Here is a 15,253-nt window from a genome sequence, read left to right on the forward strand (position 1 = left end):
GCCGCGATGCAATTGCCCCTTGAGCGGACCGAGCCTCACCACCCCTGAACCCGCTCTGCCCACCGGCAGCAACCCGGAGGGAAAGCGTGGCTTGGAAGCCGTGCTGCGCCTCAAGGACTTCCGCAAACTCTGGCTAGGCCAGATCTTTTCCCAGCTGGCAGACAAGTTCTACATCGTGCTGATGGTCTTCCTGATCGATCAGCACCTGCTGCTGAAGGGGCAGGGAAGCGGCGTGCTGGCGGAGATGGCCTCGGATTACGGCCTCGACATCAGCACACGCACCCAGGTGATCACCCTGTTGGCCACAGGCATCTTTGTGGCCAACACCATCCCGGCCATGCTGCTGGGAACGGTGGCTGGGGTCTGGGCTGACCGCTGGCCCAAGCGTCGGGTGATGGTGGCCAGCAATGCCATCCGAGCTCTGTTGGTGGTATTCGCACCGATCTGCCTCCTGCCGGGGCCCGTGTGGCTTGGTCTGCCCTGGGGCTACTGGGGGCTGGTGGGCATGACCTTCCTGGAGTCGATCCTGACCCAGTTTTTCGCCCCCTCGGAACAGGCCACGATTCCTGTGGTGGTGCCGGGAGATCACCTGTTGGCGGCCAACTCCCTCTACCAAGCCACCAGCATGGGGGCGACGATCCTGGGCTTCGCGCTGGGGGAACCGATTCTGCGTGCCCTGCACAGCAGCCTGGCGATCATCGGCATCGATGGCGGCGAGTTTCTGCTGCTTCCGCTCTGTTACGGCCTTGCGGCCCTCAGCCTGTCGCGCCTGAAGCTGCAGGAAGCGCCCAAGCCCCCCTCCACTACATCGGTGTGGACCGAGATCGGCGAAGGATTGCAAGTGCTGCGCCGGGTGCCATCGGTGCGCGGCGCCATGATTCATCTGGTGCTGCTTTACAGCCTGTTGGCAGCGCTCTACGTGTTGGCGCTCCAGCTGGCTGCCCTGATCGACAACTTGGGCCCCTCAGGCTTTGGTGCCTTGCTGGCAATGAGTGGACTGGGCATGGCGATCGGAGCCGTGGTGATCGCCCAGCTGGGCCATCGGTTCAGCCGCCGCCGGCTCACGGCAGCAGGCCTGGGAACCATCACCTGGACCCTGGTGCTGCTCAGCCAGCTGCGGGGATCCCTGGCCTTCACCCTGAGCCTCTGCGGAATCCTGGGCATTGGCGCAGCTCTGGTGGCGATCCCAGCGCAGACCACGATTCAGGAAGAAACCCCTGAAACCGAGCGCGGCAGGGTGTTCGGACTGCAGAACAACCTGATCAACATCGCCCTGAGTCTGCCGCTGGTGCTGGCGGGCACCTTGGTGAGCAGCATTGGTCTTCAACCGGTGCTGTGGCTGCTGGCGGGGTTGGCGCTGGTGGCGGCGTTGATCGAACGGCCGTGGCAACGCTGCTAATTTGCGCTTTCGCCTGAGGAGGCCCAACCCGCTTGGCGCAGATTGCGTGGCTCGGCAAGAAGTCTCCCTTCTGCGGGAATGTGTCCTACGGGATCAGCACCACAGAGGCCCTGCGCAAACGCGGGCATCAGGTGCACTTCATCCATTTCGATAACCCGCGCAGCCCGGAGCGCGACAACACATCGCTGCTGGCCAACGACCCGGACGTCAGCCTGCCCTATCTGGTCAAATCGCAGGTCTACACGATCCCTTCCCCCGGAGCGCAGCGGGAGCTGAGGGAATCCCTGGAGCGGCTGCAGCCCGATCTCGTGCACGCCAGCCTCACCCTTTCGCCCCTGGATTTCCGCCTACCGGAGCTCTGTCAACAGCTGGGCGTGCCCCTGGTGGCCACCTTTCATCCCCCCTTCGATGCAGGCCTGCGCAACCTGACTGCAGGCACCCAACAGCTCACATACCAGCTGTATGCACCGGCCCTGGCCCGCTACGACCGGGTGATCGTGTTTTCACAGCTGCAGGCGGATTTTCTTGAGCGCCTCGGCGTTCCAGCCGATCGTCTGACGGTGATTCCCAATGGTGTGGACACCGACCGCTGGTGCCCCACCAGCCCCGGCACCATTTCTCTGATGCATCAGCAGGTGCGGCAACGGCTGGGCCGAGAACGGATCGTGCTCTACATGGGGCGCCTGGCGACGGAGAAAAACGTTGAAGCCCTGCTGCGGGCCTGGCGTCTGGTCTCACCGGAGGGCTGCCGTTTGGTGATCGTCGGCGACGGGCCGCTGCGCAACAGCCTGATGAACCAGTTCAACGACGATCGGATCCTCTGGTGGGGCCACGAGCCAGACCTGGACACCCGGGTTGCACTGCTCCAGTGCGCTGAGGTCTTCATCCTGCCGAGCCTGGTGGAGGGCCTGTCGCTGGCCTTGCTGGAGGCGATGGCCAGCGGAACAGCATGCGTTGCCACCGATGCTGGTGCCGATGGCGAGGTGCTCGAACAAGGGGCGGGAATCGTGCTGAGCACCCAGGGCGTCACCACCCAATTGCGCACGCTGCTGCCGGTGCTCAGGGACCAGCCGGTGCTGACGGCGGAACTGGGCCGCAAAGCCCGCCTCCGCGCCCTGGAGCGCTACACGATCTCAAGCAACATCGACGCCCTCGAACAGCTCTACGCCGACCTGATGCTGACCAGCACGGTCGCCGCATGAAGGGCTGATCACCGCCAGTCCAATCCAGGAACCCAGCCCACAATCGCCGGGGTGACTGCGGCGTATTGGCCGTAATCCGGATGCAGCGCCCGTAACCCCTGCTCCTCGAAGCGGGCTTTGCCACGCAGCACAGCCGCCAGGCTGACCAACAGCAACAGATGCAGCGGGCTGCCTGTGGCCAGCACCACGCCTGCAGAACACAGCAGCACTGCCCGGTACAAGGGATGCCGGCAGACGGCGTATGCACCTGTGGCGATCAACCGATTCGCCGGCTTGGGCGCCGGCAGCGGCGAAAGGCTGGTCCCGAGACAGCGAAACGCCTCAAGGGCCCGAAACAGGCCAAAAGCCAACAGCAACAAGCCCAGCCCAAACAAGGGTTTGGGCCAAATCGCAACACCGAAGCTGGCCGGAGCAGGCCAGGCCGGCAGCAGATGGGCCGTGATCAGCAGCAGCTGGGCCAGCAGCCACCACTCACCGCGGCGGTTGTCCAACCAGCCGCCCCAACTGAAGCCCCAATCGGAAAACATTCAGTCGCTGACCACCAATGTTCGGACGTTACGGCGCTGCACCAGACCCGCCAGAGTCTGCATGTCGTCCCAGCGAATCAAGCCCACACAGCTGAGTGTGCCGCTGTTGGCATTGCGATTGGCACTGGGGTCGAGATGAATGCCCAGATGGCCTCGCCCCGTAGGGAACTGCGGTTCAATCCCGATCCAGATCGGCCCGAGCTCGCGCGGATCCGTGGGACCCAGGGGCTCCACTGGCCCAAGGCTATAGCGACCGGCGGGCAGCGGCGCGCGGGTGCCGGAGCGATGGCGATCGGCGTTCTGACGGTGGGCCCGACCGCTGACGGCATCGAAGTGCTGCACGGGCTGACCTGGGGTTTCCAAACGCAGACTCCAGATGGGATCGCCCGTGCGCGGGAGCGATCGCGTGGTGCGGTTAAGCACCAAGACTGACTCGTTGGGGGAGTTGGAAATGGATCGCGACGTGGTTTGGAGCGTGGAGGCCGAGGCCAGATCCATCTCAGCGGCAGAACAGGGCACGACCAACAGCGCCAGCAGCTTCAACGCGAGACACGACCGAACGACCACAGCAGCCAGGCAAACAGGCCGGAACCCTATGGGCGGTTTTTATTCGCTGAGGAAATAAAAGCCAGCGCTCTCACTGCCCCCTTCTGAGACCCAGCTCGAGAAAAGGTTCAGAGTTCGTTTTCGGCCAGCTGAAGCGCTTCAGCCTCCTTGGTTGGATCCAGGCGCAGCTGTCATCCAGCAGGCGCTGCAGGCGAGGACTGACGGCAACCACGAGGGGATTCGTCAGCACGCGCCGGCTGATGCCCAACTCCTCGAGCGAAATCGCCAGGGCTTGCCTGGCCTCGAGGCGCGGAAGACGCCCCTTTTCCACCTGGCAGTCGCTGCTGGCCTTGGCCATGGCGGCATAGCCGCGAATGCGGCGGGCCAGCACCACCACGGCAACCCGGCGCTGAACCTCGGGTGCCAAGGGAGCCTCCTCAGCAGCAACAGGGATGGGTCCTGCCATGGGCAGACCCAGCAGAAGCGCAGTAAAGGTGCGGAGCAGACGCATCAACGTGCCTGGAACGCCCTCTCAGTCAAGCCTGGGAAATCGCTGGGCGATGCTGCTGCCGGTGTACTGCGCCACCCAGCCCTCGGGGTTGTTGAACCAACGCACAGCACAGAACCGGGGCTGAGAACCCATGTCAAACCAATGACGGGTCCCTGCTGGGACCCGCATCAGGTCGCCCCGTTCGCACAGCACGCTGAGCACCTCGGAACCGATGTGCAGCACAAACAAGCCGCACCCTTCCACAAAAAAGCGCACTTCGTCTTCGGCATGGGTGTGCTCCTCAAGGAACTTGCAGCGCAGGGGCTCGCGATCGGGATGATCCGGCGTCATTCGTATCGCGTCGACCGTGACGTAACCACCATCGCGTTGAACCCGAGCGATGGCATCGGCATAGGCCTCGAGGATGGTGGCCTGGTCGACCCCCTCCGGCAGACCCTGCTCCGCCGGCCATTGCTCAAATCCGATGCCCCTGCGGCTGAGCTCCGCCTGAATCACCGCCGGATCGTTGCTCTCCAGCAAAGGCATAGGCCCATTTGGAGCATGGGCTGCGCTTTCGTCTGGAAAGATGCTGAGACGACTCATCGTCTGGACCCCGGGCGCATCGACTGCTGACCATCATCGATCCCACCACGACTGGGGGGCTCACACTGGTGGGGGTCGGCCCCGGCGATCCTTCCCTGCTCACCCTGGCCGCCGTTGAAGCCATCCGCAAAGCGGAGGTGGTGGCCTACCCGGTCGGACGACCGGGGGGCGACAGCATGGCCGCCAAAATCGCCGCGGCCTGGATCCGCAGCGACCATCAGCGCCTGCCCTTGTTGTTCCCGATGGTGGAAGCCGCCGAACCGCGGCGCACCGCCTGGGGAGCGGCAGCGCAGGAACTGCAGCAAGCCATCCGTTCCGGCCAGCAGGTGGCACTGCTGTGTGAGGGAGATGCGTCGCTGTTTGCGAGTTGCAGCTACGTGCTGCTGGCCTTGCGTCAGGCGTGGCCCGACTGTCCCATCAGCGTGATTCCCGGCATCACCTCCTGCTCGGCAGCCGCGGCTGCGGGCCTCTGGCCCCTCGCTCTGCAGCAGGACCAACTGCTGTTGCGCCCTTGCCCCGACACACCCGAGGAGCTGGAGCAGGTGCTGGACACCGCCGCGGCAACGGGGCAAGTTCTGGCCCTGCTGAAGCTGGGTCGGCGCTGGAGTTGGGTGCAACCCCTGCTGAAGCAGCGAGGCCTGCTGCAACAAGCACTGTTTGCCGAGCGGGTCGGCTGGCCCGACCAGCAGATCTGTTGTGCGGATGCCGTTAAGGCCGAACCTCGCCCCTACTTCTCGCTGCTGCTGATCCGGCAGGGTTGGCCGGAGGTGCTGCCCTAGGCCAGCTCTCGGCTGCGTTCCGCAGCAGCGACCACTGCTTCGATCAAGGCGGAGCGCAGGCCGATGCGTTCGAGCGCGCGAACGCCGGCGATGGTGGTCCCCCCCGGGGAGGTGACCATGTCCTTGAGCTGGGCAGGGTGCAGATTGCGACGGTCCAGCAGCTCAGCCGTTCCAGCCAGGGTGCGGTGGCTCAGCCGCAGGGCCAGGTCTCTGGGAAGACCGGCAGCAACAGCCCCATCAGCCATGGCTTCCGCCACCAAGGCCACAAAGGCAGGGCCCGACGAGGTGAGGGCAAGGAACGCATCGAGTTTGGCTTCCGCCAACTCCAGAACTTCGCCCACATCGGCGAACAGCTGCCGCACCTGATCCCGTTGCCCTTGGTCGATCCCCTCCCCCCAGGCCAGAGCTGTCAAACCAGCTCCCACCAGCGCAGGGGTGTTGGGCACCGCCCGCACACAGCGATGACCGGGAAACAAACGCTGCAACCGCGCCAGAGACACCCCCGCCAACACAGAAATCAGCAGCGGTTGACCCGCAACAGGTGCTGCAGCTGCTGCAACAGCATCGAGTTGCTGCGGCTTCACCGCAAGCAGCTGGATCGGAGCCGTCCAGACCTGCTGAGCGGAAGGGTCATCAGCCGCAACCAAACCGATGCCAGCCGGAAGGCCCCCACGTCGTTGCTCAAGAGAGCCAGACCCTCCAACCACCGCCAACAGCTGGTCGGGCGGAATCCGTCCACGTTCCAGGAGAGGAACCACAAGGGCCTGAGCCATGCGGCCCAGGCCGATCACACCGAAAGCGGGCTGCACTGCGGGCTTCAGAGAGCGGCTGCTCCCCAGGCGGGCGAGGGGGCGCTGGCGGATTCATCAACATCGGCCACATCGGCCTCACGGCTCACCACCGTTGGAGCCGAGGCTTCGTCATGACCGGTGTTGGTGACGGTGACGCAGCTGGGGGCGAACAGGAAGATGCTCTCGCCGACGCGCTCCTGGTGACCATCGATCGCGAAGGTGCCACCAGCAACGAAATCAACAGCACGCTGGGCCTGGTCGGGCTCCATCATCGTGAGGTTGAGGATGACGGTCTTGCGCTCCCGCAGAGCCTGAATGGCCCGAGGCATTTCATCGAAGCTGCGGGGTTCCATCACATTCACCTCAGCAGCAGCATTGCTGATGCCGGGCATGCCGATCACGTTGGATCCAGGCAGATCACCACCGAGATCAAACGGGTTGGCATCTCCAATGGTGGCCAACGCCCCTCCGTCAGCCTGCAAGGCGCGCTGGTCCTGGTCATCTTGCTCGTCGTCGTAGGCGAAATCATCCAATTCGCCATCGAGATAGTCATCGCCAGCGACGACGGCACGGAGACGGGAGATCAGCGACACCTTGGGATTCCTCTCGGTCTGAATGTGGTTCGAAAACCATGTCCCTGGATACCGTTTTCGTTGCGACGGGGCAAGTCAATTCGCAGCGTCTGTTGACACCAATCTCGGGCCGAACAAGGCCGAGCCGATCCTGAGCCAGGTGCTGCCCGCTTCAGCGGCCTCTTTCCAGTCCGTGCTCATCCCCATTGAGCACTCCGCCAAGGCGAGCTGATCGGCTAAAGCTCGGCAGTCGGAAAACAACGCCTTGCGCTGCTCTGCGGCCATGTCGAGCGGCGCCATGGTCATCAGGCCCGAGATCCGCAACCCCGGCAGAGCCTGCAGGTCGGACCAGATGGCGCTTAGTTCATCGGCCGACAGCCCCCCCTTACTGGGATCAGGGCGCAGTTTCACCTGCAGCAGAACGTCAGGGTGACGGGCCTCCTCCACAGCGATGCGCGACACCCGTTCGGCCAGCGACAGGGAATCCACCGAGTGAATGACATCGAAAGCCTTCACCACCGGCCGCACTTTGTTGCTCTGCAAGCGACCGATGAAATGCCAGCGCAAGTTCAGATCGATCAGCTCCTCTTGCTTCGGCAAAGCCTCCTGAACGCGGCTTTCCCCGAAATCAAACTGACCAAATTCAGCCACGCAACGCACAGCAGCTGCTGGGTGCCCTTTGCTGACGGCCAGGAGTTTGGTGGAGGAAGGACGGTCGAGATTGAGCGCCTGCCACCGCGCAGCGAGTGAATCGGTCAAGGGTTCAGATGAACGTCTGATCGAACAGCTGAGTCCAGGAGTCCAGATCCTCTGACCCATTCCGCCGGCAGCGGCCCAGGTGCACCTCAGCGTGGTGACGCGCGTCTCCGTAGGGAATCACCTCGAATTGGGCGCCACGGGGCTGGAGCGTCACCAGGAAGAACATCCGCTGGGCGTACAGCGTGGCGTAGACGTCACGACCTTCTCCAGCCGGAGCCACCCTGTAGAGCATCCCGAAGGTGGGGTGATTCAGATATCGCTCGGACGCCATGCCCTAATCGATGGTCATAGAGCACCGTACTGACCCCGAAGCCCGATCACCAACACCAGAGCGAGCATCGCCAGTCCATTCAGCAGGGGAGCAGGACGATCAGGCGGCATGCGGAAGTACGACGGACCGAGAATTCGGCCGCCACGGGCGACTAGAGCATCGGCCCCCTGCTCAGCCCTGAGAAGGATGTTGGCCAGCAGCCGCTCCCCGACGGCCAACACCAAGCCGAAACCAGCCTTGAAGCCCAGCTGACCGAGGTTGACAGCGCGGCTGGCGAGAGAGCGCAGCAGATTCTGGAGCTCTTCCTGCACCAGAGGCAAAAAGCGAAGTGCCAGCAGCAATTGAAACCCCAGTCGCTCCACAGGACACCCAACCCACTTCAAGGGAGCCAGGCACCAGCTGAGGGCCCAGACCAGATCCTCTGGGGGGGTCGTGATCAGCATCAGATTGACGCTGTGAATCACAGTGAAGATCAGGGTCGACGTGCGCAGCCCCAGCAGCGCCGAGGCACGATCAACTACCAGCGGGCCCAGCTGGAGACCGCCCAACTGCAGGGGGCCGAGGCGCAGCAGATCCCAGGAAGGGCCCTCCATCTCGAGCCCGGAAAGCTCAGCGGGACTGCGCAGCGGGAAGGCTGCAGGAGGATCCACCGCCGGCAACAACATCGACAAGAGGCCCACCACAACGGCCAAGGCCGTCAGCAGCAGCACAGACCGCCACCACAGCGAGCGTGCCAGTCCACTGCCAAGGGTGATCAGCACCAGAGCCACCACCAGACCAACGCGCCAGAGGGGCCCCGCCAGAACAGGCGTGAGCAGAAAGACAAGGGACCAGGCCAGCTTCAGGCGAGGGTCCAGGCGCCGGAGCCAACCCGTGGAGCCATCGACGTATTGGCCCATGGGGACCTGGCGCAACCAGTCCATGAATCAGCCTTTGCGACTCTGCTGACGGGCCAGGTCCCGTTCGGCATCGCGCTGTTGCTTGCCGCGCCAGAACAGGCGCAACGGGCTGCCATCAAAACCGAGGCCCTCGCGGATCTGCCGCTCCACATAGCGCCGGTAGGTCTCACCGAACAATTTGGGGTCGTTGACGAACAGGGTGAAGCTGGGGGGCCTGCTGGCCACCTGGGTGCCGTAATACAGCTTTCCCTGGCGTCCACCGCGGGTGGTGGGTGGGCTGCGCCAGCTCAGCGCTTCCTTGAGCACCTCGTTCACAACGGACGTACTGACGCGGCGACGGTGCTGCTCAACCGCCAAGGAGGCCAAAGCAAAGATGCTCTCCACCCGCTGGCCCGTCAGCGCCGAAGTGAACAGCATCGGAGCCCAATCAAGGAAATAGAGCTTGGAGCGCAGCTCCTTTTCCATCGCCGTCATGGTGTGGCTGTCTTTTTCCACGGCGTCCCATTTGTTGACGACCACCACGCAGGCACGCCCGTCCTCTTCAATGCGGCCCGCCAGGCGCTGATCCTGCTCGGTCACCCCATCGAGGGCATCGATCACCAGAACACAAACATCACTGCGTTCAATGGCCTTGAAACTGCGGTTGATGCCGAAAAATTCCGGGCCGTAGTTGACGCTGCGACGCCTCCGGATGCCTGCGGTATCGACTAAGCGCCAGGGGCGATTCTCACGAATGATGCTGGTATCAATCGTGTCGCGGGTGGTGCCGCGGATCGGGCTGACAATCGCCCGCTGCTCTCCGCAGATGGCATTCAGAAGACTGGATTTACCGACATTCGGCCGTCCGATTATGGCCATCTGAATCGGCTCTTCCTCGTCACCCTCCTGATCCTTCGGGGGCAAAAAGGTGAGCACCTGATCCAGCAGCTCTCCGGTGCCTGCGCCATGGATGGCCGAGATTGGATGGGGTTCACCCAGCCCAAGGCCCCAGAATTCGCCGGCCATCGCCAGGCCCTGTTCCGGCGATTCGCACTTGTTCACCGCCAGAAGCTTGGGACAGCGGTGACTGCGTAGAAATTCCGCGATGGATTCGTCAGCGGCGGTGAGCCCCTGCTGACCATCCACGATCACCAGAGCCACACTGGCTTCCTCGAGCGCGAGCGCCGCCTGCTCCCGGATCTCCGGCAGAAACTCACTGTCATCGTCGAAGACCAGTCCACCGGTGTCGACAACCTTGAATTCCCGATCGCCCCAGTAACCATCCTGGTAAGTGCGATCACGCGTCACGCCTGGCTGATCGTGAACGATGGCCTCCCGGCTGCGGCAAAGCCGGTTCACCAAGGTCGACTTACCGACATTGGGGCGTCCGATGATTGCGACGACAGGACGCGCCAAGGGTCTTCTCAGGCCAATCTTTCACCCTACATAGAGGCCAAAAACCCGCTGCAGAACCGAAATTCTTTCGGAGCGAGACAAATGAGTCTCAATTGAGACAGCTAGGTCAGGCTCAATCTGATCCCCCGTCATGCTCGAGCTCGTCGCCAGCCTTGTGGTCGACCTCTCCGATCAACGCCTGACCGTCTACAACAGCGATCAGGAGGTGGTTCGCGTGATTCCGGTCAGCACCGGCAAGGCCTCCACACCAACCCCGATCTTCAACAGCAAGGGCCTTACGAAATACCGATCCACCACGATGTACGGACGCACCTACACCGTTCCAGGGGTGCCGTTCACGATGTGCGTGAGTGCGAATGAGGCCATTTGCCTCCACGCCGCCCCCTGGCAGGAGAACGCCGGGCAACCCTTCGGCGTGCCCCGCAGCCATGGCTGTGTGCGCATGCCGATGAACCATCCCCGTTGGTTGTTCCACAACACCCCGAAAGGCACACCCATCACGATTCAGGCCTGAGTCAGGCCAATAGATCACTTCACTGGCAGATCGCCGGGGTGCCCCTGCACCGGATCGTCTGGAGGGGGAAGCTCAGGGCCCAAGGGCCCCTGCTCCGGCAGAGGCTCGCCCTGCTGGGCCAGCCAGGCCAACAGCCAGTTCACGGCAGTGGCTCGTCGAGTGCGGCGGGGGTACAAGTCACCGATGCGGTAACCCGCGAAGTTGAGCTGTTGCTTGAGCAGCTGTTTGTGTTCCTTGGGAACCGAGCGGGTCAAACGAACCGACGCCGGACGCTCCGCGATCAACTCGGGAGCCTGGGGGAAGGCATCGGCCCATTCGGAGGGTGTGTCAGGACCGGCGCACCACTGCGGTTCAGAGGGCTGATAGCCCAGACGTTCCCAGATCCTTTCGCAGACAAAGCGATCGCTGCAGCGGTCCTCGAGGATCTGCAACAGCAACGAACGACTGAGCGGCCAGGGCATGTCGATTGCGTTGTGCAGCATGGACCCATGATTGCTTCACCCCCCCTGCAGCTGCCCGGCAATGGCATCGCGCGTCAGCTGCGCTGCCGCGTGTTGCAGTCGCCGCTGGCAGGAGTGAGCGATCGGGTGTTTCGCGGCCTGGTTCGACGCTGGGCGCCCGATGCCCTGTTGTTCACCGAAATGGTGAATGCCACCAGCCTCGAGATGGGGCATGGACTCTGCAAGGTGGAGTCGCTCGCCGAGGAATCCGGCCCCATCGGCGTGCAACTGTTCGACCATCGCCCCCAGGCCATGGCCGATGCGGCACGACGGGCCGAAGCCAGTGGCGCTTTTCTGATCGACATCAACATGGGCTGCCCGGTGCGGAAGATTGCCCGCAAAGGGGGCGGTTCCGGGTTGATCCGTGATCCGGGGCTGGCCATTCAAATCGTGGAAGCGGTGGCGGACGCCGTGGCCGTCCCCGTCACGGTGAAGACACGCCTGGGTTGGTGTGGCAGTGATGCCGATCCCGTGCACTGGTGCCAGCAATTGGAACAAGCCGGGGCACAACTGCTCACGCTGCATGGACGCACCCGCGAGCAGGGCTTCAAGGGTGCCGCGGACTGGAGCGCCATCAGGCAGGTGCGGGAGGCCCTCACGATCCCGCTGATCGCAAACGGCGACATCAACAGCCCCGACGATGCCCTGCGCTGCCTGAATCAGACCGGCGCAGCGGGCGTGATGGTGGGCCGAGGCACGATGGGATCCCCATGGCTGGTGGGGCAGATCGACGCCGCCCTGGCCGGTCGCTCAATCCCCGCCACGCCGGATCCTTCAGCACGACTTGCGCTGGCCCGCGATCAACTGGATGGCCTCGTGCAGGATCGCGGTGACCACGGGCTTCTGATTGCCCGCAAACACATGGGCTGGACCTGCACAGGCTTCCCCGGTGCCTCGCGACTGCGTCATGACCTGATGCGGGCCCCCACACCCGCCCAGGCCAGGGATCTGCTGACCCAGCAGATCGATGCCCTTGCTGCGTCCGCTTGACTGGACGCCCCGACGATCAGGGCGTGGAGCCTGCCAGCGGCCAAGACAGAAGCACGCTTGATGCTCAGGCCTGGCAGCGTTGGCGGTCTGGTCGCGCCAGCGCCGAAGAGATCGAGCATTGGCAGCAGCAACTCCAGCAGCAGCTTCCGCAGATCCCGCCAGAACTGCTGGATCCTTCACTGCTGCCAACTGCCCTGTTGCGCGACCCAAGCCAGTGGTCCCCTGAAGACAGCGGGCTTGATCCCATCGCTCTTCTGGCCTGCCATCGGGACCTTACGAATGCCAAGCAACTGCTGAGCAGCGGCCGGCTGGGCGAAATCGCCCTGGGACAACGCAGCCTGTTCACGGATCTGCCGCCGGTGCACCTCCAGGCCTACCGGGATGGGTTGAGACCAGCGGCACGTGAAGGATCCCTCAGCGCCTTGGAGCATCTGGGGGGCATCGGCCGTCAACGCTTCCAGCAGGGACGGCCCCTGGGCATGGATCTCGATCGCTACCAACCCCCGATCCCAGACCCGGCTCCAAGGGGGCCCATCCCCTCAGCGGCCTCGGTGTTGGTGGTTTTCCACCCCACCCAAGAAGAGGCAGAGGCCGAGTCGGCTCGCAGTTCACGACCAGAAGAATGGGGCCAGATCCGGCACGCCTCTCTGGAGCAACCATCGGGATGGATCGGAGCGCCGGCCCCAGACGACGAGACCCTCGTCAGCTTCTGCCATGCCAGTGATCAGCTGGATCCCCAGGCAGCCCTGCGCATGGCGCACTGCGCAGCGCACCACCCTGCCGCGGTGTTGCTCACCAGCGATGAAAGCCTGCACTGGAGCGATGACCCAGCCATTCCTGCAGGAAACCGCCAGAGCAGGACAGCGATCACACCGTTTCGCCTGCTCTGCCGGGGATGCCTCGGTGGCCTGGTGACCCTCCGCTGGTCAACGCTGCAACAACTGACACTGCCTCCATCCACCGGTTCGCTGCATGCCCTGCTGCTGGATCTGGCACTGCAGGTTTGCCATCGTGGCGACGCCGTGGCCCACTGCCCGGAGGTGTTGCTGCAGCGATCCGTCCAGGCGAACCCGACCGTGCCCGATGTTGCCTCCCCGGCCGACCGCCACTGTTGGACCCCTGAGCTGAGCGCTGAGATCCTGGCGACCACCCAGCGACACAGCCCAGGCTTTCTGGAGCCAGGTGGGGAGCTCACTTCCTCTCAATCGCTAAGCGCCTGCCATCAGCTGAAGCTCCGCGCGGATCCCAGGGTTCTGGTGTCGGTTCTGATCCCGTTTCGCGACCGGGTGGATCTCACCCAGAGCTGCGTCGAGTCTCTGCGCCGCTGCGCCGGAGCTGTGAGCTACGAGCTGATCCTGATCGACAACGGCAGTGAGGAGGCCGCCACCAAGGCCTGGCTGGACGAACAGGCCCAGATCGATGACGTGTGCGTGGTGCGGGTGGACGAGCCGTTCAACTATTCGCGGCTCAACAACATCGGCCGCCGCCATGCCCAGGGCAGCCATTTATTGCTGCTGAACAACGACATCGAATTCCGATCCGCCGAGGTGCTTCAGGCACTGCTGGACCCCTTCGCCTACCGCAGCACCAGCGCCGTGGGGGCCAGGCTGCACTACCCCGATGGGAGCATCCAGCATCAAGGAGTCGCCCTGGTGAAGGGGGAGCGCCGCTGTGTTGTGGAGCCTGGCAAACACCTGCACAGCCCCGCCGTGCTGGCCACCCTCACGCCCCTGCTCCTGCAGGAGGAATTCACCGCCGCCACCGGAGCCTGCCTGATGCTTCGCAGCAGCGATTTCGATCGCATTCAAGGCTTCGATGAAGATCTCGCCGTAGTGTTCAACGACGTGGATCTCTGCCTGCGGCTCCGCGCGCAGGGCGGATCAATCGTCGTGACCCCCTATCTGGAGATCGTTCATCACGAATCGATCAGTCGCGGCAAGGATCGGGAAGGCGCTGCACTGGCCCGCCATCAACGGGAATCCGGTCAGCTGAGGGCCAAGCACGCTGGGCTGTTTGCCGCAGGCGATCCCCTCACCAGTCAGCGGATTCATCCCCACAGCAATCGCTACCAACCCCGGGCGCCTGAGCCGCGCTCCAAAGGCCCGGTGTCCAATGCCGTGCTGATGCACTGGAGGAATCCGAACTTCCAGCCCAGCCGCCAACGACCGATCGTTCTGCTGGCACACTTTTCATCCAACAACCGGGTTCGGGACGATCTCTTCCCCTTGCTGGATGAGTACCAGCGCTTCGCCGACGTGATTGTTGTGTCGTCAGCTAGCGGGCTGCGCTGGCACCGGCGAACCCTGCATCGGCTGCGCCAACGCTGTGCCGCGATCGTGATCAGGCGCAATCAGGGGTACGACTTCGGCAGCTGGAAAGCAGCACTGAAGCTGCATCGGCAAGACATTGCGCAGGCGGCGTTCCTGGTGCTCACCAACGACAGCTTCTGGGGACCGATCACTCCCCTCGACGATCTGTTTGGACGCCTACACGCAAGTTCAGCGGACGTGATTGGACTGACGGACGATCTGATGTACGAGCCCCATCTTTCGTCAGCCTTCACGGCTTACAAACCCAAGGCACTGCAGTGCCCAGCCTTCAACAACTTCTGGCATTCCCTGCAGATCTGGCCCCGTAAACGAGACCTGGTCAAACAATGCGAAGTGGGCCTGCCGGTGCAGCTGCGGGCAGCGGGACTGAAGCTCGAGAGCCTCTACACCCACAACGCCAACGGCAACGTTCTGCACTACGACTGGAAACAACTCATTGAGGAACGCGGCTTCCCCTTCCTCAAGGTGAGCCTGCTGCGCGATAACCCCACCAGGCAACCCGTCGACACCTGGCCCGAGGTAATTGGCCAACGCAACCCTCAGCTGGCGTCCAGCATCGAACGCCAACTGCGGCCGAAACCAGGGTTAAAGCGACTGCTTGATCGGCTGCGCCGTCGACGGAATGAAAGTGTTCGCAAGGGGTCTCGTGCTGTAATAACGCCGACTCCACGCCTGTGAGCCAGCCG

The 15,253-nt window shown here is 63.7% G+C and carries 17 protein-coding genes; 6 read left to right on the top strand and 11 right to left on the bottom strand.

What is annotated here, in order from left to right:
* Positions 1–19 precede the first annotated feature (19 nt).
* Complete coding sequence (locus tag SynA1562_RS09730) at positions 20–1,399, top strand: MFS transporter (protein ID WP_186493702.1); 1,380 nt, start codon at positions 20–22, stop codon at positions 1,397–1,399.
* Positions 1,400–1,431: 32 nt separating this feature from the next.
* Positions 1,432–2,601, top strand: a complete 1,170-nt coding sequence (locus tag SynA1562_RS09735) for a glycosyltransferase family 4 protein (RefSeq protein WP_186493703.1) — start codon at positions 1,432–1,434, stop codon at positions 2,599–2,601.
* 8 nt (positions 2,602–2,609) lie between these two features.
* Here SynA1562_RS09735 and SynA1562_RS09740 read toward each other — a convergent pair whose 3' ends face one another.
* The 4 genes from SynA1562_RS09740 to SynA1562_RS09755 form a co-directional block, all read right to left on the bottom strand.
* A complete protein-coding gene (locus SynA1562_RS09740; RefSeq protein ID WP_186493704.1) occupies positions 2,610–3,128 on the bottom strand; it encodes an isoprenylcysteine carboxylmethyltransferase family protein in 519 nt (172 codons plus the stop codon).
* A complete protein-coding gene (locus SynA1562_RS09745; RefSeq protein WP_255445632.1) occupies positions 3,129–3,695 on the bottom strand; it encodes a hypothetical protein in 567 nt (188 codons plus the stop codon). It abuts the gene before it with no gap.
* A gap of 70 nt (positions 3,696–3,765) precedes the next feature.
* The gene (locus SynA1562_RS09750; RefSeq protein ID WP_255445633.1) at positions 3,766–4,185 is read right to left on the bottom strand and encodes a hypothetical protein; all 420 of its coding nucleotides are present in this window, start codon (positions 4,183–4,185) and stop codon (positions 3,766–3,768) included.
* 21 nt (positions 4,186–4,206) lie between these two features.
* Entirely contained in the window at positions 4,207–4,767 is a 561-nt protein-coding gene (locus tag SynA1562_RS09755; RefSeq protein ID WP_186493705.1) for an acireductone dioxygenase, read from the bottom strand.
* Positions 4,768–4,835: 68 nt separating this feature from the next.
* On the opposite strand from SynA1562_RS09755, the gene cobI reads away from it, so the two are divergent.
* Entirely contained in the window at positions 4,836–5,546 is a 711-nt protein-coding gene (cobI, locus tag SynA1562_RS09760) for a precorrin-2 C(20)-methyltransferase (RefSeq protein WP_186493706.1), read from the top strand.
* Here the strand turns inward: cobI and proC are convergent.
* The 6 genes from proC to der all read right to left on the bottom strand — a co-directional run bounded on the left by proC (position 5,543) and on the right by der (position 10,233).
* Complete coding sequence (proC, locus tag SynA1562_RS09765; RefSeq protein ID WP_370593285.1) at positions 5,543–6,319, bottom strand: pyrroline-5-carboxylate reductase; 777 nt, start codon at positions 6,317–6,319, stop codon at positions 5,543–5,545. The two genes, cobI and proC, sit on opposite strands and share 4 nt — an antisense overlap.
* A 44-nt stretch (positions 6,320–6,363) precedes the next feature.
* Complete coding sequence (locus SynA1562_RS09770) at positions 6,364–6,930, bottom strand: cell division protein SepF (RefSeq protein WP_186493708.1); 567 nt, start codon at positions 6,928–6,930, stop codon at positions 6,364–6,366.
* Between the two features lie 75 nt (positions 6,931–7,005).
* Positions 7,006–7,668: a YggS family pyridoxal phosphate-dependent enzyme gene (locus SynA1562_RS09775; RefSeq protein WP_186493709.1), complete on the bottom strand. Its 663-nt coding sequence runs from the start codon at positions 7,666–7,668 to the stop codon at positions 7,006–7,008.
* A 4-nt stretch (positions 7,669–7,672) separates the two neighbouring features.
* Positions 7,673–7,939 carry a PipX family protein gene (locus SynA1562_RS09780; RefSeq protein ID WP_186493710.1) on the bottom strand — a complete coding sequence of 89 codons (267 nt, stop codon included), beginning with the start codon at positions 7,937–7,939 and terminating at the stop codon, positions 7,673–7,675.
* 14 nt (positions 7,940–7,953) lie between these two features.
* Entirely contained in the window at positions 7,954–8,862 is a 909-nt protein-coding gene (locus SynA1562_RS09785; RefSeq protein ID WP_186493711.1) for an energy-coupling factor transporter transmembrane protein EcfT, read from the bottom strand.
* A gap of 3 nt (positions 8,863–8,865) precedes the next feature.
* Positions 8,866–10,233 (bottom strand): ribosome biogenesis GTPase Der, encoded by a 1,368-nt coding sequence (der, locus tag SynA1562_RS09790; RefSeq protein ID WP_186493712.1) that lies wholly within the window; start codon positions 10,231–10,233, stop codon positions 8,866–8,868.
* Between the two features lie 130 nt (positions 10,234–10,363).
* On the opposite strand from der, the gene SynA1562_RS09795 reads away from it, so the two are divergent.
* Positions 10,364–10,747, top strand: coding sequence for a L,D-transpeptidase (locus SynA1562_RS09795; protein WP_186493713.1), 384 nt, complete (start codon positions 10,364–10,366; stop codon positions 10,745–10,747).
* Between the two features lie 14 nt (positions 10,748–10,761).
* On the opposite strand, the gene SynA1562_RS09800 is transcribed toward SynA1562_RS09795, so the two are convergent.
* Positions 10,762–11,229 carry a DUF1823 family protein gene (locus tag SynA1562_RS09800; protein WP_186493714.1) on the bottom strand — a complete coding sequence of 156 codons (468 nt, stop codon included), beginning with the start codon at positions 11,227–11,229 and terminating at the stop codon, positions 10,762–10,764.
* Positions 11,230–11,235: 6 nt separating this feature from the next.
* Between SynA1562_RS09800 and dusB the strand changes: the two genes are divergently transcribed.
* Positions 11,236–12,237, top strand: a complete 1,002-nt coding sequence (dusB, locus tag SynA1562_RS09805; RefSeq protein WP_186493715.1) for a tRNA dihydrouridine synthase DusB — start codon at positions 11,236–11,238, stop codon at positions 12,235–12,237.
* Positions 12,234–15,245, top strand: coding sequence for a rhamnan synthesis F family protein (locus SynA1562_RS09810; RefSeq protein ID WP_186493716.1), 3,012 nt, complete (start codon positions 12,234–12,236; stop codon positions 15,243–15,245). The genes dusB and SynA1562_RS09810 overlap by 4 nt, the downstream gene beginning before the upstream one ends.
* Positions 15,246–15,253 lie beyond the last annotated feature (8 nt).

It is taken from the genome of Synechococcus sp. A15-62 (genome assembly GCF_014280075.1).
Lineage (GTDB): Bacteria > Cyanobacteriota > Cyanobacteriia > PCC-6307 > Cyanobiaceae > Parasynechococcus.

Excerpts from the sequence above, each read along its gene's own strand:
- SynA1562_RS09740 (WP_186493704.1), bottom strand. The coding sequence starts at position 3,128 with ATGTTTTCCGATTGGGGCTTCAGTTGGGGCGGCTGGTTGGACAACCGC.
- SynA1562_RS09750 (WP_255445633.1), bottom strand. The coding sequence starts at position 4,185 with ATGCGTCTGCTCCGCACCTTTACTGCGCTTCTGCTGGGTCTGCCCATG.
- SynA1562_RS09755 (WP_186493705.1), bottom strand. The coding sequence starts at position 4,767 with ATGAGTCGTCTCAGCATCTTTCCAGACGAAAGCGCAGCCCATGCTCCA.
- proC (WP_370593285.1), bottom strand. The coding sequence starts at position 6,319 with ATGGCTCAGGCCCTTGTGGTTCCTCTCCTGGAACGTGGACGGATTCCG.
- SynA1562_RS09780 (WP_186493710.1), bottom strand. The coding sequence starts at position 7,939 with ATGGCGTCCGAGCGATATCTGAATCACCCCACCTTCGGGATGCTCTAC.
- SynA1562_RS09785 (WP_186493711.1), bottom strand. The coding sequence starts at position 8,862 with ATGGACTGGTTGCGCCAGGTCCCCATGGGCCAATACGTCGATGGCTCC.
- SynA1562_RS09795 (WP_186493713.1), top strand. The coding sequence starts at position 10,364 with ATGCTCGAGCTCGTCGCCAGCCTTGTGGTCGACCTCTCCGATCAACGC.
- SynA1562_RS09800 (WP_186493714.1), bottom strand. The coding sequence starts at position 11,229 with ATGCTGCACAACGCAATCGACATGCCCTGGCCGCTCAGTCGTTCGTTG.
- dusB (WP_186493715.1), top strand. The coding sequence starts at position 11,236 with ATGATTGCTTCACCCCCCCTGCAGCTGCCCGGCAATGGCATCGCGCGT.